The 22,266-nt window shown below is 41.5% G+C and carries 25 protein-coding genes; 22 read left to right on the top strand and 3 right to left on the bottom strand.

Going from position 1 to position 22,266, the window contains the following annotated elements:
• Nucleotides 1-146: 146 nt before the first annotated feature.
• Complete coding sequence (locus tag QNH43_RS18080; RefSeq protein ID WP_283915154.1) at nt 147-2,717, top strand: vitamin B12-dependent ribonucleotide reductase; 2,571 nt, start codon at nt 147-149, stop codon at nt 2,715-2,717.
• A gap of 142 nt (nt 2,718-2,859) precedes the next feature.
• Here the strand turns inward: QNH43_RS18080 and QNH43_RS18075 are convergent, their stop codons facing one another.
• On the bottom strand, nt 2,860-3,045 hold the full coding sequence (locus tag QNH43_RS18075) for a hypothetical protein (protein WP_076365389.1): 186 nt from the start codon (nt 3,043-3,045) through the stop codon (nt 2,860-2,862).
• Between the two features lie 137 nt (nt 3,046-3,182).
• On the opposite strand from QNH43_RS18075, the gene splB reads away from it, so the two are divergent.
• Entirely contained in the window at nt 3,183-4,208 is a 1,026-nt protein-coding gene (splB, locus tag QNH43_RS18070) for a spore photoproduct lyase (protein WP_076365391.1), read from the top strand.
• A gap of 85 nt (nt 4,209-4,293) precedes the next feature.
• Nucleotides 4,294-5,175, top strand: a complete 882-nt coding sequence (locus QNH43_RS18065; RefSeq protein WP_076365393.1) for a patatin-like phospholipase family protein — start codon at nt 4,294-4,296, stop codon at nt 5,173-5,175.
• A gap of 25 nt (nt 5,176-5,200) precedes the next feature.
• On the opposite strand, the gene QNH43_RS18060 is transcribed toward QNH43_RS18065, so the two are convergent.
• A complete protein-coding gene (locus QNH43_RS18060; RefSeq protein ID WP_081395494.1) occupies nt 5,201-5,575 on the bottom strand; it encodes an SA1362 family protein in 375 nt (124 codons plus the stop codon).
• Nucleotides 5,576-5,712: 137 nt separating this feature from the next.
• On the bottom strand, nt 5,713-6,669 hold the full coding sequence (locus QNH43_RS18055; protein WP_283915153.1) for a DUF1385 domain-containing protein: 957 nt from the start codon (nt 6,667-6,669) through the stop codon (nt 5,713-5,715).
• 334 nt (nt 6,670-7,003) lie between these two features.
• Between QNH43_RS18055 and QNH43_RS18050 the strand changes: the two genes are divergently transcribed.
• From QNH43_RS18050 to QNH43_RS17960, 19 genes are all read left to right on the top strand, one after another.
• Complete coding sequence (locus QNH43_RS18050) at nt 7,004-7,516, top strand: YqhR family membrane protein (RefSeq protein WP_283915152.1); 513 nt, start codon at nt 7,004-7,006, stop codon at nt 7,514-7,516.
• Between the two features lie 94 nt (nt 7,517-7,610).
• Complete coding sequence (gene aroQ, locus QNH43_RS18045) at nt 7,611-8,057, top strand: type II 3-dehydroquinate dehydratase (RefSeq protein ID WP_283915151.1); 447 nt, start codon at nt 7,611-7,613, stop codon at nt 8,055-8,057.
• Complete coding sequence (locus tag QNH43_RS18040; RefSeq protein ID WP_283915150.1) at nt 8,058-9,119, top strand: M24 family metallopeptidase; 1,062 nt, start codon at nt 8,058-8,060, stop codon at nt 9,117-9,119.
• 26 nt (nt 9,120-9,145) lie between these two features.
• The gene (efp, locus tag QNH43_RS18035) at nt 9,146-9,703 is read left to right on the top strand and encodes an elongation factor P (RefSeq protein ID WP_034308328.1); all 558 of its coding nucleotides are present in this window, start codon (nt 9,146-9,148) and stop codon (nt 9,701-9,703) included.
• 908 nt (nt 9,704-10,611) lie between these two features.
• Nucleotides 10,612-11,544: a stage III sporulation protein AA gene (gene spoIIIAA / locus QNH43_RS18030; RefSeq protein WP_283915149.1), complete on the top strand. Its 933-nt coding sequence runs from the start codon at nt 10,612-10,614 to the stop codon at nt 11,542-11,544.
• Nucleotides 11,537-12,052 carry a stage III sporulation protein SpoIIIAB gene (gene spoIIIAB / locus QNH43_RS18025; RefSeq protein WP_283915148.1) on the top strand — a complete coding sequence of 172 codons (516 nt, stop codon included), beginning with the start codon at nt 11,537-11,539 and terminating at the stop codon, nt 12,050-12,052. The genes spoIIIAA and spoIIIAB overlap by 8 nt, the downstream gene beginning before the upstream one ends.
• Nucleotides 12,053-12,073: 21 nt before the next feature.
• A complete protein-coding gene (gene spoIIIAC, locus QNH43_RS18020; RefSeq protein ID WP_034308319.1) occupies nt 12,074-12,277 on the top strand; it encodes a stage III sporulation protein AC in 204 nt (67 codons plus the stop codon).
• A gap of 23 nt (nt 12,278-12,300) precedes the next feature.
• Nucleotides 12,301-12,681, top strand: coding sequence for a stage III sporulation protein AD (gene spoIIIAD, locus QNH43_RS18015; protein ID WP_142244526.1), 381 nt, complete (start codon nt 12,301-12,303; stop codon nt 12,679-12,681).
• 33 nt (nt 12,682-12,714) lie between these two features.
• Nucleotides 12,715-13,923 (top strand): stage III sporulation protein AE, encoded by a 1,209-nt coding sequence (gene spoIIIAE / locus QNH43_RS18010; protein ID WP_283915147.1) that lies wholly within the window; start codon nt 12,715-12,717, stop codon nt 13,921-13,923.
• Between the two features lie 17 nt (nt 13,924-13,940).
• A complete protein-coding gene (spoIIIAF, locus tag QNH43_RS18005; RefSeq protein WP_283915146.1) occupies nt 13,941-14,549 on the top strand; it encodes a stage III sporulation protein AF in 609 nt (202 codons plus the stop codon).
• Between the two features lie 7 nt (nt 14,550-14,556).
• On the top strand, nt 14,557-15,228 hold the full coding sequence (gene spoIIIAG / locus QNH43_RS18000; RefSeq protein ID WP_283915145.1) for a stage III sporulation protein AG: 672 nt from the start codon (nt 14,557-14,559) through the stop codon (nt 15,226-15,228).
• Between the two features lie 14 nt (nt 15,229-15,242).
• A complete protein-coding gene (locus tag QNH43_RS17995; protein WP_076365417.1) occupies nt 15,243-15,830 on the top strand; it encodes a SpoIIIAH-like family protein in 588 nt (195 codons plus the stop codon).
• Between the two features lie 622 nt (nt 15,831-16,452).
• Complete coding sequence (gene accB, locus QNH43_RS17990) at nt 16,453-16,947, top strand: acetyl-CoA carboxylase biotin carboxyl carrier protein (protein ID WP_283915144.1); 495 nt, start codon at nt 16,453-16,455, stop codon at nt 16,945-16,947.
• Nucleotides 16,948-16,961: 14 nt separating this feature from the next.
• Nucleotides 16,962-18,314, top strand: a complete 1,353-nt coding sequence (gene accC / locus QNH43_RS17985; RefSeq protein WP_283915143.1) for an acetyl-CoA carboxylase biotin carboxylase subunit — start codon at nt 16,962-16,964, stop codon at nt 18,312-18,314.
• Nucleotides 18,315-18,351: 37 nt separating this feature from the next.
• Nucleotides 18,352-18,756, top strand: a complete 405-nt coding sequence (locus QNH43_RS17980) for an Asp23/Gls24 family envelope stress response protein (RefSeq protein ID WP_222620245.1) — start codon at nt 18,352-18,354, stop codon at nt 18,754-18,756.
• A gap of 442 nt (nt 18,757-19,198) precedes the next feature.
• Entirely contained in the window at nt 19,199-19,591 is a 393-nt protein-coding gene (gene nusB / locus QNH43_RS17975) for a transcription antitermination factor NusB (RefSeq protein WP_283915142.1), read from the top strand.
• Nucleotides 19,592-19,660: 69 nt separating this feature from the next.
• Nucleotides 19,661-20,536, top strand: a complete 876-nt coding sequence (gene folD, locus QNH43_RS17970) for a bifunctional methylenetetrahydrofolate dehydrogenase/methenyltetrahydrofolate cyclohydrolase FolD (RefSeq protein WP_283915141.1) — start codon at nt 19,661-19,663, stop codon at nt 20,534-20,536.
• A 147-nt stretch (nt 20,537-20,683) separates the two neighbouring features.
• Nucleotides 20,684-22,036, top strand: coding sequence for an exodeoxyribonuclease VII large subunit (gene xseA / locus QNH43_RS17965; RefSeq protein ID WP_283915140.1), 1,353 nt, complete (start codon nt 20,684-20,686; stop codon nt 22,034-22,036).
• Entirely contained in the window at nt 22,033-22,266 is a 234-nt protein-coding gene (locus QNH43_RS17960; protein WP_034308286.1) for an exodeoxyribonuclease VII small subunit, read from the top strand. Before xseA ends, QNH43_RS17960 begins: the two co-directional genes overlap by 4 nt.

The raw sequence follows: 22,266 nt of genomic DNA, 5'->3' as shown, positions 1-22,266 counted from the left end.
ATATTTAATACGACACTATATATTGATTTTTGAGTTTCGCTATGATAAATTTAGGGTACTTGTTAAGCGAAACGGACATGTAAGGATACATAAGGATTTTTGCGGCAGCAAGAACGGATCTTGAAACATATAAAGGAGAGGGAATTATGTCGGTTGTAATAAAAGAAGCTTTAAAGGTTGATCTAGAAAGGTTGAATAAGGATATTTCTTTATTTCCCCAGGTTCACCCTGTAACTGCTGATATGAAAATGGCGCATAAGGGAGTGTCCCGTCTAGTCATGCTTGACCGCTATTCTTTTAAGGATACTGAAAAAATCACACTCTCGGCAGGCGATTTCGTCGTGTTGACGATTAAGGAAGATCCGAAATTCCCGGCAAGGGGTCTCGGGTACATCGTTGAAATTGATTGGGAAACGAAAAAAGCCAAGGTATTGGTGGATGAAGAATTCCGTGGCGTATTGGATAATCCGGAAGAAGTGGAGACGGGGATTGTAAACCGTCCGTTGGATATTATCGAAAAGCCGCTTGAAATATACTATGAACAAATTGCGAAACGTAATGCAACGGGCTTGGCATCGGTGGAAACCACGGAAGAAAAAAGAACGGAATGGTTCAATAAATTCTATGAAGAATTAAAGAACCTTAATTTTGTCCCGGCTGGACGAGTATTATACGGTGCAGGTTCCAATACGGACGTTACTTATTTCAACTGCTATGTGATGCCATTCGTACCGGATTCACGTGAAGGGATCTCAGAACATAGGAAACAAGTGATGGAGATCATGAGCCGCGGCGGCGGAGTGGGTACGAACGGATCGACACTGCGACCAAGGAACACTCTGGCAAAAGGGGTGAATGGAAAATCCTCGGGGTCGGTATCATGGCTTGACGATATTGCGAAACTGACGCATCTTGTTGAACAGGGCGGTAGCAGACGCGGCGCGCAAATGATCATGCTTGCTGATTGGCACCCTGATATTGCGGAGTTCATCATTTCCAAAATGCAAAATCCAAGGATTCTGCGTTACCTAGTGGAAAACACTAAAGATGAAGCCATTAAGAAATATGCGACGGATAAATTGAAATTCACGCCGCACACGGAACAGGAAACGGCTATGTATCAAGGGATCATCAATTATAAGCAGATTCCTGGCCTAGGTGGATTCAGTGAGAAAATCATTAGGGATGCAGAAGAAAAGATCCGTACAGGTGGAACGTACAGTGTCCATAATTCGGATTTTCTGACAGGAGCCAATATCTCTATTTGCCTGACTAAGGAATTTATGGAAGCGGCGGAACAAGATGCGGAATACGAATTGCGTTTTCCTGATGTAGAAAGCTATAATGCCGAAGAAATGGCCATTTACAATGAAGAGTGGCATAATGTCGGTGATGTTCGTGAGTGGGAGAAAATGGGTCACAAAGTCCGTGTTTACCGTAAAATCCGAGCTAAAGAGCTTTGGAACTTAATAAACATTTGTGCGACATATTCTGCTGAACCAGGAATTTTCTTTATCGATAATGCTAATGAAATGACGAATGCCAAAGCATACGGTCAGCAGGTCGTTGCCACGAACCCTTGTGGCGAACAGCCATTGGCCCCATATTCAGTATGTAACCTTGCGGCAGTCAATCTGGCTGAAATGGCTGATAAAGATAGCAAAACGGTTAATTTCGAGAAACTTAAGCAAACCGTCGAAGTCGGTGTGCGTATGCAGGACAATGTCATTGACGCAACTCCTTATTTCTTGGATGAAAACAAAAAACAGGCACTTGGCGAGCGACGGGTTGGACTTGGTGTAATGGGTCTGCATGACCTGTTGATCTACTGTGAAACGGAATATGGTTCTGAAGAAGGAAATATCCTGGTTGACAAGGTGTTTGAAACGATTGCGACTACAGCTTACAGGGCTTCCGTGGAACTCGCTAAAGAAAAAGGCAGTTTCCCGTTCCTGATCGGGTCAACGGACAAAGAAACCAATGAGCTTAGAACACGTTTCACCCATACCGGATTTATGGAAAAAATGCCGGAAGATATCAGGGAAAGTGTTGCTGCACATGGTATCCGCAACTCTCATTTATTGACAGTGGCTCCTACAGGAAGCACAGGAACGATGGTTGGGGTATCAACTGGTCTTGAACCATATTTCTCCTTCACGTATTTCCGCAGCGGCCGTCTGGGTAAATTCATTGAAGTGAAGGCTGACATTGTACAGGAATACTTGGACCGTCATCCGGAAGCCGATACGGAAGAGCTTCCAAAATGGTTCATTTCCGCTATGGAATTAGCTCCGGAAGCACATGCTGATGTTCAATGCATCATTCAGCGCTGGATTGACAGCTCGATCAGTAAGACAGTAAATGCTCCAAAAGGATATACGGTCGAACAAGTTGAAAAAGTATATGAACGTCTATACAAAGGCGGAGCAAAAGGCGGTACTGTATATGTGGATGGCAGCCGTGACAGTCAGGTCCTTACGCTCAAAGCGGAAGAGAACCAAATGGACGAGCAGCTTGAAATGGATGAATTGACAGATGTTGAAGTTAAGAAAAAAGTTGTATTGGTCGATACGATAAATGAACTGCGTTCGACGAATGTTACAATTGGATCGGAAGTGGGTAACACTTGCCCGGTCTGCCGTAAAGGTGAAGTCCAGGAAATGGGCGGATGCAATACTTGCACGAATTGCGGAGCGCAATTAAAATGCGGGCTATAAGCTGATGGAAAGGAAGTCGTTAAGTATGCTGCAAAGCTATCTTAACGGCTTTTTTCTTATATGTGGGGTAGCAACAGTCTGTTCAGTTACATAGCAAAAGAAGACCGAATCAGCTTAAATTCGGTCTTCTTTTTGCGTTCAATCAACCATTTTCATTTTGCTGGCCTATTTCCTTTTCAGCTAGATATTGGTTGCCATCTTTCAATACCGAAAATTCATCGACCGAGTCTCCGGGTATATTTCTTGGATTTGGATATTTATTATCTGTTTGGACGGTGATCGCTTGTTTCCCCGTTCCATTTGTCAAGAAGTCTCGTTTATTTGCCATATTGCATCTCCTTCATTTTGAATTTCCAAGTAAAAACAATCATGAGGCTAACAGAATAAAGAAAAACTATCCTTATGAATTAGATTGTGTAGTTCGATTGAAAATATGAAAAAATCGATAAAAGAATGGAGATCGAAATGAAACCATTTATGCCACAGTTAGTATATATCGAGCCAAGGGCACTGGAATACCCGCTTGGCCGGGAGTTAAAAAAGAAATTCGAAGATTTGAACATTGAAATCCGTGAGACCACATCGCATAACCAAATTAGGGATCTTCCTGGAGAAAATGATCTGCAAAAATATCGTGTCGCTAAATCGACGCTTGTGGTAGGAATCAGAAAAACATTGAAATTCGATTCTTCAAAGCCATCTGCTGAATATGCCATACCCCTTGCTACAGGGTGTATGGGGCATTGTCATTATTGTTATTTACAGACGACACTCGGATCAAAACCATATATTAGGACATATGTGAATCTTGACGAAATTTTCGAAGCAGCCGAAAAATATATAAATGAGAGAAAGCCTGAAATTACCCGTTTTGAGGCAGCCTGTACATCGGATATCGTCGGAATTGACCATTTGACACATTCGTTAAAAAGAGCCATAGAATATTTTGGAAAAAGTGAATACGGGGTTCTTAGGTTCGTAACTAAATTTCATCATGTCGACCATCTGTTGGATGCTGAACATAATGGGAAAACGAGATTTCGCTTCAGTATAAATTCACGTTTCGTGATAAAGAATTTCGAGCCCGGAACTTCGAGCTTCGAAGAAAGGATGGAAGCGGCACGTAAAGTGGCAGGTGCCGGATATCCCCTCGGTTTTATCGTAGCTCCAATATATCGTCATGAAGCATGGAAGGAGGGCTACCATGAATTATTCGAACGGTTGAGTGAGGCTTTGAATGGGGTGGATATCCCTGACTTGACTTTCGAATTAATACAGCATCGCTTTACTGGCCCAGCAAAAAAAGTGATTCAAAAAAACTACCCGAAAACAAAATTGGAACTGGACGAAACGAAGCGTAAATATAAATGGGGCCGATATGGAATTGGTAAATATGTTTATCAAAAAGAAGAAGCCGCAGAACTGGAAACGACCATTCGTGGGTATATAGCGGAATTCTTCCCGAAAGCGGAAATTCAGTATTTTACTTGAATCAAGGCAATTTTCTATTTAAAACTGTCATAAATCACTCTAATCCTGCTTAGAAATGTAAAGACCGGATTAGGGGAGGGCAGCTATGATTATTGACGGCGTTTTTTCCGGAGGAGGGATTAAAGGCTACGGTTTAGTGGGAGCCCTGCAGGAATTAGAAGAACGGGGATTTGTATTCCATCGAACAGCCGGTACGAGTGCAGGATCCATAATTGCGGCTTTCGTAGCAGCTGGGTACACAGGTAAAGAAATGGAAAAGCTTTTTCTTGATATAGATTTAAGCGGCCTGCTGGATAAAAGGCGTGGTCTTTTGCCTATCCCGCTTGCCAAATGGCTCCTTGTATACTGGAAACTTGGCCTTTATAAAGGCAATGCACTGGAGACATGGGTCGCCGGTAAACTTGCCGAAAGGAATGTAGTCACCTTTAAGGATATTCGACCGAAATCCCTCCGAATCATAAGCTCTGACATTACAAATGGGAAATTGGTGGTCCTGCCTGATGATTTACCGAACTATGGCATTGATCCAAACACTTTTCCAGTGGCAAAGGCAGTAAGAATGAGTTGTAGCATTCCTTATTTTTTTGAGCCAGTCAAAATTGATGTCGGAAAAAGCAAGATCCTTTTTGTTGATGGAGGTGTGTTAAGCAATTTTCCAATGTGGCTATTCAATTCAGATCATGTAAGAAAGGAAAGGCCGGTCATCGGCTTGCGGCTAAGCGTCGATGAGATATGGAAACCGCATGAAGTGGATAATGCGGTTGAATTGTTCTCCGCATTATTCAAAACGATGAAAGATGCCCATGATGCACGGTATATTTCCAAGAAACACGTCCATAATATTGTATTTATCCCGATGAAGGGAATTTCTGCAATGGATTTCAATTTGAATGATGAAAAAAAAGGTGAATTGATGAATCGGGGCAGGCAGTGCACGAAAGAATTCCTTAAAAAATGGACTTATTGATTATAAATAATAAAAAATCGGGCTCTTAAAAAGAAGCCCGATTTTTCTTTTTATTCTTTTTCCCTTCGATGACGGTTAAGTGACTATCCGTTTTCTTTCTCCATTTTATTTTCTTTGATGATTTTGCTGCAGAGAAGCTAGCCACATTATCTTTTTTCGAAGTTCGGTTTTTCAGCCTTTTTTTCGATTGGCGGGCAGCCTTTCGGAATGCTTGCTGCTCTTTCTTAACTGGTTTTCCCTTTGTTAATCCGGTATAAATCATATAAATAATCCCTGCGACAATGGCTATTATGAGAATGTTTCTAAAAAAGCCAATCGGGTCATTAAATAGTCGGCTCATTAGTCCGAGGACTCCGAGGGCGATGATTCCGTATATCATGAAAGATATGAAACGTTTCAACAAAGACACCTCCTTAAGAGCATCATAAGCATTTTCAGCTTATTTTAAACATTATTAATGTAAAATATTTGAAAGAAGTGAAGATCATTCCTTTAGTTAGTATATGATTTTCCATAATCAAAATGTGTATAGATGTTTTACACAATTACATCGGATTCTAAACTTTTTTCTGTCTCTTTTTCCATCCTTAACAGTTCTTGGAAGGATGCTAATGCCACTTCGACTTGATCATCGGTGGGAGCCTTGGTCGTCAATAACTGAAGCCAAAGCCCAGGGTAACCAAGGTAGCGCAGAACAGGAATATCCTTTAATTTGTTCGTTGCCTGCAATACCTCGAAGGCAATGCCTAGCACGACGGGGATAAGCAAAATGCGATTGACGACACGAACCCATAACGGATCCGTTGGTACGAGAAGATAGACAAACATCCCTACAATGACAGTAAATAAAATGAAGCTGCTGCCGCAGCGATAATGAAGGCGGGAACTTGCCTGCACATTTGCTACGGTCAATTCTTTCCCGTTTTCGAAGCAATTGATCACCTTATGCTCAGCTCCGTGATATTGAAAGACTCGCTTGATTAATGGCGTCAAGGAAACTACATAAATATATACGAGCAGTAAGATCAGCTTGAACAAGCTTTCCACTAATACCTGAGCTGTATGGCCACTGAAAATGGGTTCTGTCAATTTTGCAAGAAAGACTGGAATCAAAGTGAAAAGCAACTTCCCGAATAGGAAGGAAAGAACACCGATTACGGCAACTCCCAGCCATACACTTATTTTAGAAGATTCTTTCGTTTCTTTTTTCTTTTCTTCCTGCTTTTCCCCGTCGTCTTCTTCTTCATACTGTTCAGTTGAAAAGTTTAGATGTTTCGAGCCGGTGGCACTTGACTGAATCAGTGATACGATGCCGCGTATAAACGGTACTTTTTTTAAGCGGTTGACAACAGGTTTCGATTCACGCGGAAGATGATAATATACAATCGTCGAATCTTTGCGGCGTACCGCAGTGACTGTGTGATGTTTGCCGCCGAACATGACGCCTTCCACTACAGCCTGCCCTCCATAAACGGGTTTTTGAACCTCAGACATTTCTACACCAACCTAATAGTTATTCACGTAGCTCTCTCAAGGGTGCTAACATGTTTATTATCAAGCATCGCAACGGTTTATGGGCGTTCCTATAAAATTGAATGGAAGCTTTAACCCTGCGATAACTTTATGAATGTTGAATCACAGGAAGGTAGTATCCTGTGTACATTATAAACTTCAACAGAGGATGGGTATTTTCCTCTGAAAAAAGTAGATTATTTATGATTTAATCATACAGAATAAATCACAAAACCTCTAGTGATTCTCCTTCCTAAGAATAAAAAAAAATAGTTCTAATTAACAAAGGGCATACTACGTAGCGGAGGTGTTTGATATGTCTTCTAATGAAAATGGACAAATTCAACAGGAATATCAAAGCATGTTAATCTACAATGTACTTGCTGTCGGTTTTGTTGGCGGGGCTTTAGCCAGTTTGATCGGAATCTTTGCCCATTATGTTAATTTTATGGATTTTAGCCCAAAATTCATACTAACTTCATGGTCCAACATGACCTGGATCGATCATTGGCTTGGTACGGTAATGACCATCATTTTATTCGGAATACTATCCGTGGGAATCGCTTTTATATACTATAGTCTTTTTAAAAGGATGAAGAGTATATTTTCGGGTGTATTTTACGGATTGGTTTGCTGGGCTTTGCTGGTATTTATCCTAAAACCGATGTTCGTCGATTTGCCAACCTTTTCTAAAATGTCAGCAAATACGGTTATAACGAGTGTCTGCATTTTTATTATATACGGTCTTTTTATAGGGTTTTCTATATCATATGATCATCAGGAATATATACGTCAAAAAAACAAAGCCGAGAAGCAATCGGAAAGCTGATTGCTTCTTGGTTGTAAAAAAGTAGTAAGACAATTTGTAATTATGATAGAATGTTCATGGAAAGCAATCTTTTAACATGAGCAGGTGTTTGATGATGACAAAAATTTTACTAATCAATGGTCCTAATTTAAATCGCTTGGGGAAGCGGGAACCTGCGCATTATGGATCCTCGACGCTTGCGGATGTGGAAGCGCAATTAATGCAGCAGGCTCAAGGGTTAAATGTGGAATTGACCTCTTTTCAAACGAACCATGAAGGAGCGATTATCGACAAGCTCCATTGGTCAGAGGATCATGGGATCGACGGGATTATCATTAATCCTGGAGCTTTTACTCATTATAGCTATTCGATTCGTGATGCAATAGCCGGAATTGATGTTCCAGTGGTGGAAGTGCATATCTCGAACATACATGCCCGTGAAAGCTTTCGGCATGAATCAGTGACCGCGGCGGTATCGGCGGGACAGATTGTCGGCTTGGGGATACACGGATATGAATTGGCGTTGCAGGCGATCACAATGATTGCAAAGGGGAGAAATTAAATGAATAAACTAATGAGCTTAAGGGCCTCAATGGAAAAGGTGGGCATTGATGGTTTTTTGATCACCAGTACATATAACCGCCGATACATGACCAACTTTACTGGAAGTGCAGGCGTTGTCCTTATTTCCCAAAAAGAAGCTAAATTCATCACTGATTTCCGATACGTGGAACAAGCGGGCAAGCAGGCACCGGATTATGAGATCGTTCAACACAAAGGAACCATCATCGAAGAAGTAGGCAAGCAGGCTAAAGCGATGAATATCGGCAAGCTGGGCTTTGAGCAAGAGCACCTGACTTATGCTACATATAAGGCATACGAAGCGGCCATTGATGGTCAACTTTTGCCTGTGTCGGGTGTTATTGAGAATTTACGCTTGATAAAGACTTCATCAGAGATTAAGATATTAAAGGAAGCGGCTGCTATTGCTGATGCTGCGTTTACACATATTCTTGATTTCCTGCGTCCAGGGATCTCGGAACTGGATGTATCCAATGAACTTGAATTCTTTATGAGGAAACAAGGGGCAACTTCTTCTTCCTTCGATATCATTGTAGCATCGGGCATTAGGTCCGCACTTCCGCATGGAGTGGCTACGGATAAAATCATCGAAAAAGGCGATTTTGTCACATTGGATTACGGGGCATACTTTAACGGGTATGTGTCTGACATCACTCGGACATTAGCAGTTGGCAAGCCAAGTGAAGAACTTATTAATATTTATGACATTGTTTTAGAAGCTCAACTGCGAGGAATGGCTGGGATCAAACCTGGTATGACTGGCAGGGAAGCGGATGCACTAACTCGTAATCTAATTGAAGAAAAGGGATATGGACAGTATTTTGGTCATTCGACCGGACATGGGATCGGTCTTGAAGTTCATGAAGGTCCAGCATTATCCTTAAGGTCTGATATCATTTTAGAACCAGGTATGGCTGTAACCGTTGAACCGGGCATTTACTTACCGGGTGTAGGCGGAGTGCGGATTGAAGATGATACAATCGTTACAATTGAAGGTAACGAAGCACTTACTCATTCAACCAAAGAGTTAATCATTCTGTAAACATGTACATGTAGGAGGACAAATTTATGATTTCTGTAAACGATTTTCGCACGGGTGTTACAATTGAAGTAGATAATGGAATTTGGCAGGTTATCGAGTTCCAACATGTTAAACCTGGTAAAGGTGCAGCTTTTGTACGCTCTAAACTTCGTAACCTTCGTACGGGTTCAATCCAAGAGAAAACATTCCGTGCTGGTGAAAAAGTTGCTAAAGCACATATCGAAAACCGCAAGATGCAGTACCTTTATGCAAGTGGAGATAGCCATGTATTCATGGATAACGAAACGTATGACCAAATCGAACTGCCTGCTTCAAGCATTGAACGTGAACTTAAATTCCTTAAGGAAAATATGGAAGTACATATCATGACTTTCCAAGCGGAAACACTTGGGGTCGAGCTTCCAAACACAGTGGAACTTGAAGTGGCGGAGACTGAGCCGGGAATTAAAGGAGATACATCTTCAGGCGGCACGAAATCAGCCGTACTTGAGACGGGCCTTTCGGTTCAAGTTCCATTCTTCATCAACCAAGGTGACAAATTATTGATCAACACTAATGAAGGTTCTTACGTATCACGTGCATAAATGAAAGGAGGCCGAGATTAATTTCTCGGCCTCAGTTTGTAAACAAAAAGGTTTCGGAATGGTCTCATTCCGAAACCTTTTTGATTTTTTATTGGATTGGACTTCATGATGACGCAGATGGTCTGCTTCTTCCATTTATTCTTGCCAAATATGGAGTGTCACCACTTTCTGATGTTCCTTACTTTCTGTACACTGTGATAAAAATGAACGAGTCGCACAAATGGATTAGGATGATTTGTACACATGATAGCCCTCTTTAATCTCCATTTTACAAGCTGGCACCATTTTGGTCTAAAGTAATCATTTCAAGCTGATCTCGCTGAATAGAATCATGTTTTAAAAAGAATCCTTATCACCTCAAGTTTTTTCATCTGCCTATTTTAAAAAGATTGAAGGAAGGGGTCTATCTTAATGTTAAACCAAAGTTGATTGGGAACGGAAGGTACGAGACTCCTGCGGGAAATGCGTGGCCAAGGGAGACCCCACAGGCGCAAAGCGCCGAGGAGGCTCCCGGACCGCCCGCGGAAAGCGAGTGCCTGGAGAGGAAATCAACATTCTATATTAACAAACCCTTCAAAAAAACATTCAGTTCATTTCTTCAATCCAATTAGTTTACCAGCAGGTTTTTTTTAAAAAACATTCCAGTTGATTGGAACGGAAAGCGAGTGCCCTACGTTATAATCAACGTCCAAATTGTACAAGCCATAAAAACTGTAGGCAAACTCGTTTTCTTCGAATTTGTCTACAGCCTGTAGGCCGAGATTAATTTCTCGGTCTTTTTTTGTTTTTTTTGATCCCGGAAAATATAAAAAATCAATAATAGGCCTGTTTCTTTAATAGCCTGTCATCATTATGGGCTTGTCGGCATATATTTTATTGAAAGTGGTGTATACAGGAGGATTGTCAAAATGGAAACGATTCTTTCTTTTTTACCGAAAAAATTAAACGAGCAACTCCGGGGTATGACACCGATGATGATCGATAAGATGGAAGAGCTGCGAATTCGGGTTGGAAGGCCGCTTGAGGTCATTGTAGGAGGGAAACCATACTTCTTTTCCTATGAAGTGACCCATCTGGATGCCGATCAATTATTGAATCAAATAGGTCAATTTTCGTTATATACACTTGAGGAAGAATTAAAGCGAGGTTATATAACCATAGCGGGCGGACATCGGGTGGGGCTTGCTGGGAAGGTGATCCTTGAAAATGGGTCGGTCAAAGCGATCAGGGATATATCCTCATTCAATATTCGGGTTGCACGTGAAAAAATAGGTGCAGCTGAACCACTCACTTCATATTTATATGACGGGGAATGGCAGCATACTATGTTGATCGGTGCTCCGCAAACGGGAAAAACGACCATATTACGTGATATTGCAAGAATGATATCCAGTGGTAATGAAAAACGCGGCATTGCTCCTCAAAAGGTGGGGATAGTGGACGAGCGCTCGGAAATTGCCGGATGTGTTCATGGAGTGCCGCAGCTCGAATTTGGAACGAGGGTTGATGTGCTCGATGGATGTCCTAAAGCGGAAGGGATGATGATGATGATCCGTTCGATGTCCCCGGATGTATTGATCGTGGATGAAATAGGTCGCGCAGCGGATGCACAGGCTGTGCTGGAAGCGGTGAATGCAGGTATTAAACTCATGATAACCACACATGGCCATACACTGGATGAGATTAAGAAGCGACCTTTTATCGCCGAAATATTAAAGCAAAACATCTTTGAACGTTTTATAGAATTACAGAGAAGTAAATCCGGTAAGAGGAGCTACAAAGTCCTAGATGCAGCGGGGGTTCCCATTTTCTTGGGAGAAAGTGTGAACCCGCATGTTTAAGATAATAGGGGCAGCGATAATTATGATTGCAACGACATGGGCTGGTTTCGAAGCCGCGAAAAAGTTAAGTATGAGGCCTCGTCAACTGAGACAGCTGAAAGTCGCCATGCAATCGCTTGAAGCTGAAATCATGTATGGTCATACACCTTTGAAAGAAGCGGCAAGGAAACTTTCTAAGCAGATGGCCAAACCTTTATCCATCTTTTTCGATACATTTGCAAATCGACTCGAGTCAGGTGAGACCACCGTCAAAGAAGCATGGGATGATAGTTTGAAGAGAATATGGCAATCCCTTGCTTTACAACAGGGAGAATTCGAGATTCTTTCACAGTTTGGGGAGACGCTTGGAAAAAGCGATAAATATCATCAGCAAAAGCAAATCATGCTAACGATGGCACACTTGGAAAGGGAAGAGAGCGATGCACTCGACCGCCAGGGAAAATATGAAAAAATGATGAAAAGTCTTGGTTTTTTATCCGGGCTATTATTGATCATCTTGCTGATGTAGGAATATGTGGGGGGAATGAAAATGGGCATTGATGTGGACATCATATTTAAAATAGCGGGTGTTGGGCTAGTTGTGGCATTTCTTCACACGATACTCGATCAGGTTGGGAAAAAGGAATATGCCCAGTGGGTGACACTTTTCGGATTTATCTATATTTTATTCATGGTTGCTTCTGTTGTAGAGGATTTATTTCAAAAAATTAAATCTGTATTTCTATTTCAGTAAGGGAGGGATTCGCGATTGAAATCATAAAAATCGTGGCCATTGCCCTAGTTGCCACCTTTTTGGCACTGATCATCAAAGAGCAAAAACCAAATTTCGCATTCCTGCTAGTCGTTTTTGTAGGATGCTCCATTTTTCTTTTTTTAGCTGACAAAATATACGAAATCATTTTAATGTTAGAAAAAATTGCGGTTAATGCGAATGTGAATACCGTGTATCTAGAGACCATCTTAAAAATAATCGGAATTGCCTATATAGCAGAATTCGCTTCTCAAATTACAAAAGATGCGGGGCAAGGTTCGCTCGCTTCCAAAATAGAATTGAGCGGAAAAATCTTGATTCTTGCCATGGCGATTCCGATTTTGACGGTCATTATCGAAACGATTTTACAGATGCTCCCAAGTTAACGGATTACTCCTACTAGTCAATGAGGTGAATGTATGAAGCAGCGGATGCCTTACTTATCCATTCTATTCGTTTTACTCTTTTTTTTGCATGCATCTATTGGACAAGCTGCCGAAAATCCAGAACATGGTGAAATCGATCAAGAGCCGATCATGCAGTCCGAACTGGTACAAGCCCAAATAGAAAGGCTGGGTGTCGATGAGCTCAAACAATATTGGGATGACATCGTTACGGAATATGGAGGATTCTTACCGGAAAGCCAGAAAGGGAGCTTCATGGATTTTGTAAGCGGCGATAAGAAATTTTCCTTTGAGCAATGGATAAAGGGAATGACAAAATTCATCTTTCATGAATTGCTCGTGAATGGAAAGCTGCTGGGATCCCTCATTTTATTAACCGTTTTCAGCATGTTCCTCCAGTCTTTGCAGAATGCGTTCGAGCAAAGCTCGGTAAGTAAGGTCGCATATGCAATCGTTTATATGGTGCTGATCATTTTGGCACTTAACAGTTTTCATGTGGCGATGGAATATACAAAAGATACGATAGATTTGATGATTTCCTTTTTAATGGCGCTCATCCCTTTACTCTTGGCATTGATTGCTGCTTCAGGAGGACTTGTATCGGCAGCATTCTTTCATCCGGTATTGATGTTTTTGATGAATACAAGCGGCATCTTGATCCAGTTTGTCGTCCTTCCGTTATTATTCTTTGCAGCGATTTTAAGCATAGTCAGCACGCTGACCGAACATTACAAAGTGACTCAGATGGCACAACTTCTCCGGAATTTTGCCATCGGTATCCTTGGAGCATTCATGACCATATTCCTTGGTGTGATTTCCGTTCAGGGAGCATCCTCAGCTGTAGCTGACGGAGTGACCATCAGGACAGCCAAATTCGTGACAGGTAACTTTATACCGGTAATAGGGCGCATGTTTACCGATGCAACGGATACGGTCATCAGTGCCTCCGTCCTTTTGAAAAATACAGTGGGCTTGTCAGGCGTCATCATTCTCTTGCTCATTACCACATTTCCCGCCATAAAAATCTTGATGATTTCTTTTGTATATAAATTGGCAGCGAGTCTTTTGCAGCCGCTGGGCGGAGGGCCTGTAATAAAATGCCTTGACATTATAAGTAAAAGCATGATTTATATTTTCGCTGCATTGGCCATTGTCTCACTCATGTTTTTTTTAAGTGTCACGGTAATTATCGCCTCTGGAAACATTACCCTGATGGTTCGTTAGAAAGGAGGGGGCGCTTGGTGAGTTTTTTAGCTGGCTGGGTATCCAACATCATCATATTTGTATTGCTGGCTACTGTGATTGATATGCTTCTTCCGAATTCAGCTTTACAGAAGTATGCCAAAATGGTCATCGGGCTTTTGCTGATTGCGATCATCATCACTCCTATATTGGGATTATTCAATATGGATTTCGACGATATTCTCACTGCGGCTACTAGTGAATTTAAGGATCAGGAAAAAAAAGATTTAGGAAATTTGACAGAAATGAAGAAAAAAGAAATACAAGCTACCCAGGGTGCATATATTTTAAAACAAATGGCTGGTGAGTTACAGGCAGAAGTGGAAGAGGAGCTGATGGTGGATTATAACATGAAGATTAGTTCAATTGATGTAGGTGTCAAGAATGAGGAAGAACCGGATGTTGATGATCTGCAGAACATAACCATCTCATTGGAAAAGGCAGAAGGGAAAGAAAACTCGGAGATAGAGGCAGTAGCGAAGGTTGATATCAATACAGATAGCCCATCCATTTCGAATGATGCCAATCTGGATGCTGTCAAAAGGTTTCTGGCAACAAGTTGGTCTGTTGATGAAGAGATCATTGAAATCGCCGGGGAAAGGAAGTGACTGAGTATTGAACAAAGACAAAGGTCCATTATCCTGGCTGCAAAAACTATTAAATAAAGACCCTGACCAAAAAGAGCCTAAGGAAAAAAAACCTTCCCTGTATGTCTATGCTCTAATAGTTGTCCTTTTGGGAGCGGGAATCATGATGGCCGGGAATTTGTTAACCACCAACCAGGCTGGACAAACACCTAAAGTGAAGACTGTATTCAATAATGATGAACAGCAGGATGATGAGGGGGATGTTGAAACATTCGGCCAGAAGAAATCAGAATTCAAGACAACAAAAGACTATGAAATATATCTTCAAAATGAAATGAAGGAAGCGCTTGAATCCATCGCAGGCGTCCAGGATGTTAAAGTCGTGATCTACGTCGATGCATCCGAGAAAAAAGTATATGAAAGAAACAAAGTCACCCAAAAACAAGTCACTGAAGAAACCGACCAGGAAGGCGGCAAAAGGACGGTCGAAGATACATCTGTTGATGAACAGCTAGTTTTGGTCAAGAGCGGCGAAAAGGAAGGACCGATCATCTCGGAAACGAAAAAACCTAGTGTGCGAGGAGTCCTGGTTGTCGCTAAAGGGGCCGAAAACATTCAAATAAAGAAGTGGATCATCGAGGCTGTCACACGCTCACTTGATGTACCGAGTCACAGGGTTTCTGTCATGCCTAAAAAATAAGGGGGAAAATCTACATGTTATTAAAAAAACAAACCGTTTGGTTATTGACTATGCTAAGTCTGGTCGTTGTGCTTTCAGTCTATTATTTAACCGCCCCGGAAGAAAATGCCGCCGATATGACGGCAACAGAGCAACAAGATGAAAATAAAACAGAAACTAAAACAGAGAACAAAGCGGATACAAAAGGGGAAAATAAAAGTGAAAAAGCAACATCCAAAAATGCAGAAGGTTCCTCTGTAACCATTGCATCCGGAGATGAGTTCGAATCGTTAAGGATGCAGATTGAAGATGAACGGGCGAAGCTGAATGAAGAATTGACTGCAAAGATGGGCAACACAGAACTATCAGCTGAAGAAAGAGACGAGGCTTATGCAAAAATCGAACAATTAAGTGAAACGAAAGTAAAGGAAAATATCATCGAAAACTTAATAGTTGCCATGGATTACAATGCCGCACTGGTCCGGGTGGACGGTACGGATGTAAAGGTGAGTGTCAAGGCCGATAAACAAACGAAAACAGAGGCCAATAACATTATCCGCCTCGTAAGGAAAGAAGTGAGCGATGCACAAAATGTAGTGGTCGATTTCCAACCGGAAAAGTAAACACACATACAGAAAAAAGTGCTGATACAGAACAGTTCAACATCATAAAGATTCGAAAGCCCCCCTTAATTAAAAAAGGGAGGCTTTTTATTATGATTTTTTTAACCAACTTACGACTTGGAAACTTTAGAGGAAAAGTTTATTTATGTCAATTGGCATCAGAAAACTCAAATAAAAATGGTGATAATGGTCATCCGTAATATTCTAGAAAAGTAATTGCAATGGATAGTATTGCTGATTTTTCAGGAATTAAATGTAAAATTCAAGAGAAGGCGTTAAGGTGCCGCGGTTGAAAAATATTCACAATATTATAATAAAGGTGTAAGATAGAAGTATGGTTAATAAGTTACAATTAATCTATCATTGAATTTGTATAAGCTAATATTGTATGATGTTAGAAGCTGGTCATAAACTTTTCAATTCTCTTTGGGAAACAATATTTTGAGAAAGTGAAAAATCTGTTATAATACAGATGAGGTTTGTATTCAGTTTATTCGCATTCGCATAAAGAAAGCGGCTACTTTGTGCAGTATTGGACAAAGTAGGATAAGCTAAGGGTAAGGTTACATAAAATATTATTGCCTCACAAACTCATATTAAATTAGACAAGGGGTGCCACAAAATGAAAGTGCAAGAAATTCGTGAAATTATTAAGCTAGTCGATCAATCAAATATCAGTGAATTCGTTTTTGAAAATGAAGGAACGAAAATTAAATTGAAAAAAACTGAAACGGGTACAGTATTACAACCAGCAGCTGCTCCAGATGTTGTTCAAGCCAATGCAGCTGTAGAGGCAAAACCCGCAGCGGCCCCTGCCCCTGCAGTGCCGAAAGCTGTTGAACCTGCAAAGCCTGCTGCTGTCACCGAACAGGAAAATTTACATAAAATCACTTCACCGATGGTTGGGACATTCTACCAATCTCCTGCACCGGATTCACCTGCATACGTAAAAGCAGGCGATAAAGTAACGGGGGATTCCATCGTCTGCATCGTTGAAGCCATGAAACTTTTCAATGAAATCGAAGCTGAAGTAAGCGGTGAGATCGTTGAAGTCCTTGTAAAAGAAGGGCAGCTAGTAGAATATGGTCAACCATTATTTTTAGTAAAGCCGGAATGAGGAGCTGTTTCTAAATGATTAAAAAGGTATTAATTGCCAATCGTGGGGAAATTGCTGTCCGTATCATCCGGGCATGCAAGGAATTAGGAATCGAGACTGTTGCGGTCTATTCAGAAGCTGATAAAGAAGCATTACATGTTCAAATTGCGGATGAAGCATATTGCATCGGGCCTAAATTATCAAAAGACAGTTATTTAAATACAACGAACATTATCAGCACAGCCAAGAAAACGGGATCTGATGCAATTCATCCAGGATATGGGTTCCTAGCTGAAAATGCCGACTTTGCTGAGCTATGCCGTGAATGCAATATCATTTTCATCGGCCCTAGCCCCGAAGCGATCAATAAAATGGGAACAAAGGACGTGGCAAGGGAAACCATGCGCAAAGCTGGTGTACCGATCGTTCCAGGTTCCAAAGGCATAATCAAAGATACGGATGAAGGTGTAGCCCTAGCTAATGAAATGGGCTATCCAGTCATCATCAAAGCTACTGCCGGCGGAGGCGGTAAAGGTATCCGCGTCGCAAGGACGGAAGAAGATCTCATTAAAGGCATTAACATCACGCAACAGGAAGCCGCGACGGCATTTGGGAATCCTGGCGTGTATATTGAAAAGTTCATCGAGGACTTCCGTCACGTTGAAATACAGGTCATGGCAGATAATCATGGCAACGCCATCCATTTAGGTGAGCGTGATTGTACAGTCCAACGACGTTTGCAAAAACTTGTTGAAGAAACCCCGTCACCAGCGTTGGATGGTGAAACACGTGCAGAGATGGGGCAGGCTGCAGTGACGGCTGCACTTGCCGTTAACTATTCAGGTGCCGGAACAGTAGAATTTATTTATGACTATGTGAATAGAAAATACTATTTTATGGAAATGAATACACGTATCCAGGTTGAACACCCAGTTACGGAAATGGTAACGGGCGTGGATTTGATTAAAGAACAAATCAAAGTTGCTTCAGGCAACAAACTATCCCTTTCACAAGAGGATGTCACTTTTAACGGATGGTCTATCGAATGCCGCATAAATGCGGAAAATCCAGAGAAGAATTTCATGCCTTCCGCAGGTAAGATTCAAATGTATTTACCGCCAGGCGGCTACGGAGTTCGTGTGGATTCCGCGGCATACCCTGGGTACTCGATACCGCCGTATTACGATTCCATGATCGCTAAATTGATCGTACATGCACCGACTAGAGAAGAGGCGATCGAGAAGATGAAACGCGCCTTGGGTGAGTTTGTCATTGAAGGGATCAGTACCACAATTCCTTTCCATATTAAGTTACTTCAACATGAACAATTTGTTTCCGGGGAATTTAATACCAAATTCCTTGAAATATATGATGTAATGAACTCATAATGTAAAGGAAGACAGGAGGTGCTTTTGAATGAGTGAGATGGAAGGCCAATTACTGGAAATGAATGATTATAATAGTGGTCTGGGCAAAGTGGAGATTGCGCCTGAGGTGATAGAGGTGATTGCGGGTATCGCTGCATCGGAAGTTGAAGGTGTTGCACATATGCGCGGGAATTTCGCTACGGGTGTCGTTGAGAAGCTTGGTAAAAAGAACCACGGTAAAGGCGTTAAAGTGGACTTAACGGGAGAATCCATCAAAGTCGAACTTTATTGTGTCATGAAGTTTGGTGTTTCAATTCCGAAAGTTGCTCAGGAAGTGCAAGATAACATTCGTGAAGCTTTGTTGAATATGACGGCTATCGACGCTGGCGAAGTGAACATTCATGTAGTGGGCATTGCGTTTGAAAACGCTAAACAAGAAGCGGATTACGAACAAGAAGTGTAAGTGGCTTCGTTCGATTCACACCTGCAAAAACCCGGCAAAAAGCCGGGTTTTTGTTTTTTTGAATGCATACTCCATGATACCCCTAATTTTGTGCCTGCTTATAATATTAAATTTAAATGAACATAATAAGGCGGTGTCTGGAAGTTTCCCTTTAATTCAAGGGTGATTTCTGTTAGAGTGTAAAAGGTGAAATATGAGCATGAAAGCTAGGCATGAGCTTTTTGACACTTTCAAAAAGTATGGGACTGTGTTGGCCGTTTAATTGGAAAGTAATCTTGAAAAGTTATCAAGATATTGAGTATTTTGGCCTTAATTTTAGTGGGATTTAGCTTATTATTTAAATAATACAGTAAAAATCTTAATATTTTTGAAAAAATGTTATTTAATGTTCGTTTGTTCTAGCATTTTCATATATAATAGTAGATGTTAAAGGAGTAAGATTATGAAAAGAAGAGAAGCCCGTGAAAAATCCCTTCAAGCACTATATCAGATGGATATTGCCAACTCTAATGCAGAAGAGGCAATGGAAAGCGTACTGGATGGTGCTCCTACTGATGAATATTTCAAGAAATTAGTAATGGGGATTACGGAAAATCGAGAACGAATTGATGGAATGATCAGGGACAATTTAGAGAATTGGACGTTGGAAAGACTGGCGAACATTGATCGGAATTTACTGCGGATCGCGGTTTATGAAATGGTTCACAGTGAAGATGTTCCTGTAAGTGTTGCAATGAATGAAGCTATTGAAATTGCTAAGAAATTCGGTGATGATCAATCGAGCAGCTTTGTAAATGCCGTTTTATCCAAAGTGAAGGTGAAAAGCGGCAGCTAAAGCTGCAGCCTTGAACAAGGATTTTCTCAGCAATTTCTTTAGCAAAATTAACTTGGGAGGAATAAACACATGTCAGCTCAAATCATTAATGGTAAAGAAATTGCGGAGTCAGTTAGGCAGGAAATCAGTAAGGAAGTTCAACAGTTACGTGAAAAAAATATCGTTCCGGGTTTGGCTGTAATCCTGGTGGGTGACAATCAAGCATCACAAACTTATGTACGCAATAAGCAAAAGGCCTGTGAGGACTTGGGCATGCATTCCGTATTAATTAAAAAGCCTGCGGAACTTTCTCAGGAGGAATTGATTCAGAGCATTGCTGAATTAAACCAGGATGACAGCATTCATGGTATATTGGTGCAGCTGCCATTGCCTGGGCATATTCAGGAAAAGGCGATCATTGAAGCGATTTCGCCTGAAAAGGATGTAGATGGATTCCACCCGATTAATATTGGGCGGATGATGACGGGACAAGATGCATTTTTACCTTGTACTCCTTACGGCGTCATGGTGATGCTTGAGTATATCGACTATGACCTTGAAGGTAAGCATGTTGTCATCGTAGGGAGAAGTAATATCGTCGGAAAACCTGCCGGACAATTATTTTTAAATGCAGATGCAACCGTTACTTACTGTCATTCACGGACAAAGGATCTTGCCTATTATACTAAGCAAGCCGATGTCGTTGTGGCAGCTGTCGGAAAGAGGGACACGATCACGAGTGACCATATTAAAGAAGGCGCAGTCGTCATTGACGTCGGTATGAACAGGAATGATGAAGGGAAGCTTTGCGGTGATGTAGCGTTTGATGAAGTGAAAGAAAAGGCTTCATACATTACACCTGTTCCTAAAGGCGTTGGTCCAATGACGATTACGATGCTTATGAAGAATACGGTCAAATCTGCTCAAAAAGCACTTGAACAGAACGAGCAAGCAGTAAAAAACTGAAAAAAACGTTAAATTATTTTAAAGAAGCGGACCTCTTGTTTTATAATAACGGGAGACCGCTTTTTTCCATTCATGGATTGAACAAGTTTCAAGTGTAATCTAAGGCGGTTTTCTTTATATCCGACTTCCATCGGAAGGAGACATAATATGAGCAACCAACAATATTTGAGTGTGTCGGCTTTAACGAAGTACATCAAAAGGAAGTTCGATGCCGACCCCCATTTGCAAAATGTATACATAAAAGGCGAAATTTCAAATTTTAAACAACATACAAGCGGACATATGTATTTTACTTTAAAGGATGAGAAGGCCCGACTCCTCTCCGTTATGTTTGCCGCCAATAATAAAGGGATGAAATTCATGCCCGAAAATGGTATGAAGGTACTTGTTAAGGGCGATATATCATTATATGAAGCAGGGGGACAGTATCAGCTTTATGTGAAAAGCATGGCCCCTGATGGTGTAGGGGATTTGTATCTTGCTTATGAACAGCTGAAGAAAAAGCTGGAGGCGGCAGGTTTGTTTTTGGCAGAACACAAGAAGCCGATCCCACAGTACCCAAAATCTGTAGGTGTCATAACATCGCCGACCGGAGCTGCATTAAGAGATATCCTGATAACCATCAAGCGGAGATATCCAATCGCCAGGATCATCGTTTATCCAGCACTTGTACAAGGGAATAATGCAGCTAAATCGATTGCCAAGGCAATTTCCATGGCTAACGCAAGGGCGGAAAGCGATGTTCTCATTGTCGGAAGGGGCGGAGGTTCGATCGAGGAACTATGGGCGTTTAATGAGGAGATAGTGGCTGAATCGATTTATGATTCCGATATACCGGTAATTTCTGCTGTCGGTCACGAAACCGATTTTACAATTGCTGATTTTGTCGCCGATATGCGTGCTCCTACACCGACCGGTGCAGCAGAGTTAGCGGTTCCTCACTTGAATGAAATACTCGAACGCCTGATGAACCGCAAGAACCGATTGACCCGCTCCATTCAAGAAGCGGTGAATTTTGAACGGACCCGATTGACCAGGATGGAGAGGTCTTATGCCTTCCGTTATCCACATAAAATGTATGAACAGAAGCTGGAACAGCTAGACAAGACGATGGACAGGCTAGGCAGGACCAGCACGCGATATTTCATGAAAAAGAGAGATGAGCTGAATCAGCTGAACGATATTCTGAAAAAGCAGCATCCTGAACAAGCGGTGAAAAATGCGAAAGACGAATTACAGCAGCATGCAAAGGTTTTACGAAGGGCCATGGAAGCCATCTATCGGCAAAAATCACAGCAGTTCGTCCATTTAACAGCCACTTTATCTGCCCTAAGTCCACTAAAAATCATGGAACGGGGCTATGGTTTGGTTTTTGCTGAGGATGAGACATTAGTGAAAAGTACACAGCAAGTATCCAAAGGGGATAAGATAGCGGTTTCGATAAAAGATGGAACACTTGAATGTGAAATTAAAGAAATAAAGGAGCGGATTGAACCATGACAAAAAAACAGGAAGCTACATTTGAAGAAGCGATGGAGAATCTCGAAAAAATTGTAGAGCAGTTGGAAGAAGGCGATGTACCCTTGGAAGAAGCCATCTCCATATATAAACAAGGAATGGATTTATCAAGGCTTTGCCATTCAAAGCTTAAGGCTGTTGAAGATCAGTTGACTCAAATTTTACGCGAAGATGGAGAACTTGAAAACTTCGCTGTACAGGAGGAAGAATGA

This window comes from Peribacillus simplex (genome assembly GCF_030123325.1).
Taxonomy (GTDB): Bacteria; Bacillota; Bacilli; order Bacillales; family DSM-1321; genus Peribacillus; species Peribacillus simplex_D.
This window is presented reverse-complemented; position numbering and strand designations above follow the sequence as displayed.

Coding starts and splice junctions, on each gene's coding strand:
- QNH43_RS18080 (WP_283915154.1), top strand. CDS start 147: ATGTCGGTTGTAATAAAAGAAGCTTTAAAGGTTGATCTAGAAAGGTTG.
- QNH43_RS18075 (WP_076365389.1), bottom strand. CDS start 3,045: ATGGCAAATAAACGAGACTTCTTGACAAATGGAACGGGGAAACAAGCG.
- splB (WP_076365391.1), top strand. CDS start 3,183: ATGAAACCATTTATGCCACAGTTAGTATATATCGAGCCAAGGGCACTG.
- QNH43_RS18065 (WP_076365393.1), top strand. CDS start 4,294: ATGATTATTGACGGCGTTTTTTCCGGAGGAGGGATTAAAGGCTACGGT.
- QNH43_RS18055 (WP_283915153.1), bottom strand. CDS start 6,669: ATGTCTGAGGTTCAAAAACCCGTTTATGGAGGGCAGGCTGTAGTGGAA.
- QNH43_RS18050 (WP_283915152.1), top strand. CDS start 7,004: ATGTCTTCTAATGAAAATGGACAAATTCAACAGGAATATCAAAGCATG.
- aroQ (WP_283915151.1), top strand. CDS start 7,611: ATGACAAAAATTTTACTAATCAATGGTCCTAATTTAAATCGCTTGGGG.
- QNH43_RS18040 (WP_283915150.1), top strand. CDS start 8,058: ATGAATAAACTAATGAGCTTAAGGGCCTCAATGGAAAAGGTGGGCATT.
- efp (WP_034308328.1), top strand. CDS start 9,146: ATGATTTCTGTAAACGATTTTCGCACGGGTGTTACAATTGAAGTAGAT.
- spoIIIAA (WP_283915149.1), top strand. CDS start 10,612: ATGGAAACGATTCTTTCTTTTTTACCGAAAAAATTAAACGAGCAACTC.
- spoIIIAB (WP_283915148.1), top strand. CDS start 11,537: ATGTTTAAGATAATAGGGGCAGCGATAATTATGATTGCAACGACATGG.
- spoIIIAC (WP_034308319.1), top strand. CDS start 12,074: ATGGGCATTGATGTGGACATCATATTTAAAATAGCGGGTGTTGGGCTA.
- spoIIIAE (WP_283915147.1), top strand. CDS start 12,715: ATGAAGCAGCGGATGCCTTACTTATCCATTCTATTCGTTTTACTCTTT.
- QNH43_RS17995 (WP_076365417.1), top strand. CDS start 15,243: ATGTTATTAAAAAAACAAACCGTTTGGTTATTGACTATGCTAAGTCTG.
- accB (WP_283915144.1), top strand. CDS start 16,453: ATGAAAGTGCAAGAAATTCGTGAAATTATTAAGCTAGTCGATCAATCA.
- accC (WP_283915143.1), top strand. CDS start 16,962: ATGATTAAAAAGGTATTAATTGCCAATCGTGGGGAAATTGCTGTCCGT.
- QNH43_RS17980 (WP_222620245.1), top strand. CDS start 18,352: ATGGAAGGCCAATTACTGGAAATGAATGATTATAATAGTGGTCTGGGC.
- nusB (WP_283915142.1), top strand. CDS start 19,199: ATGAAAAGAAGAGAAGCCCGTGAAAAATCCCTTCAAGCACTATATCAG.
- folD (WP_283915141.1), top strand. CDS start 19,661: ATGTCAGCTCAAATCATTAATGGTAAAGAAATTGCGGAGTCAGTTAGG.
- xseA (WP_283915140.1), top strand. CDS start 20,684: ATGAGCAACCAACAATATTTGAGTGTGTCGGCTTTAACGAAGTACATC.
- QNH43_RS17960 (WP_034308286.1), top strand. CDS start 22,033: ATGACAAAAAAACAGGAAGCTACATTTGAAGAAGCGATGGAGAATCTC.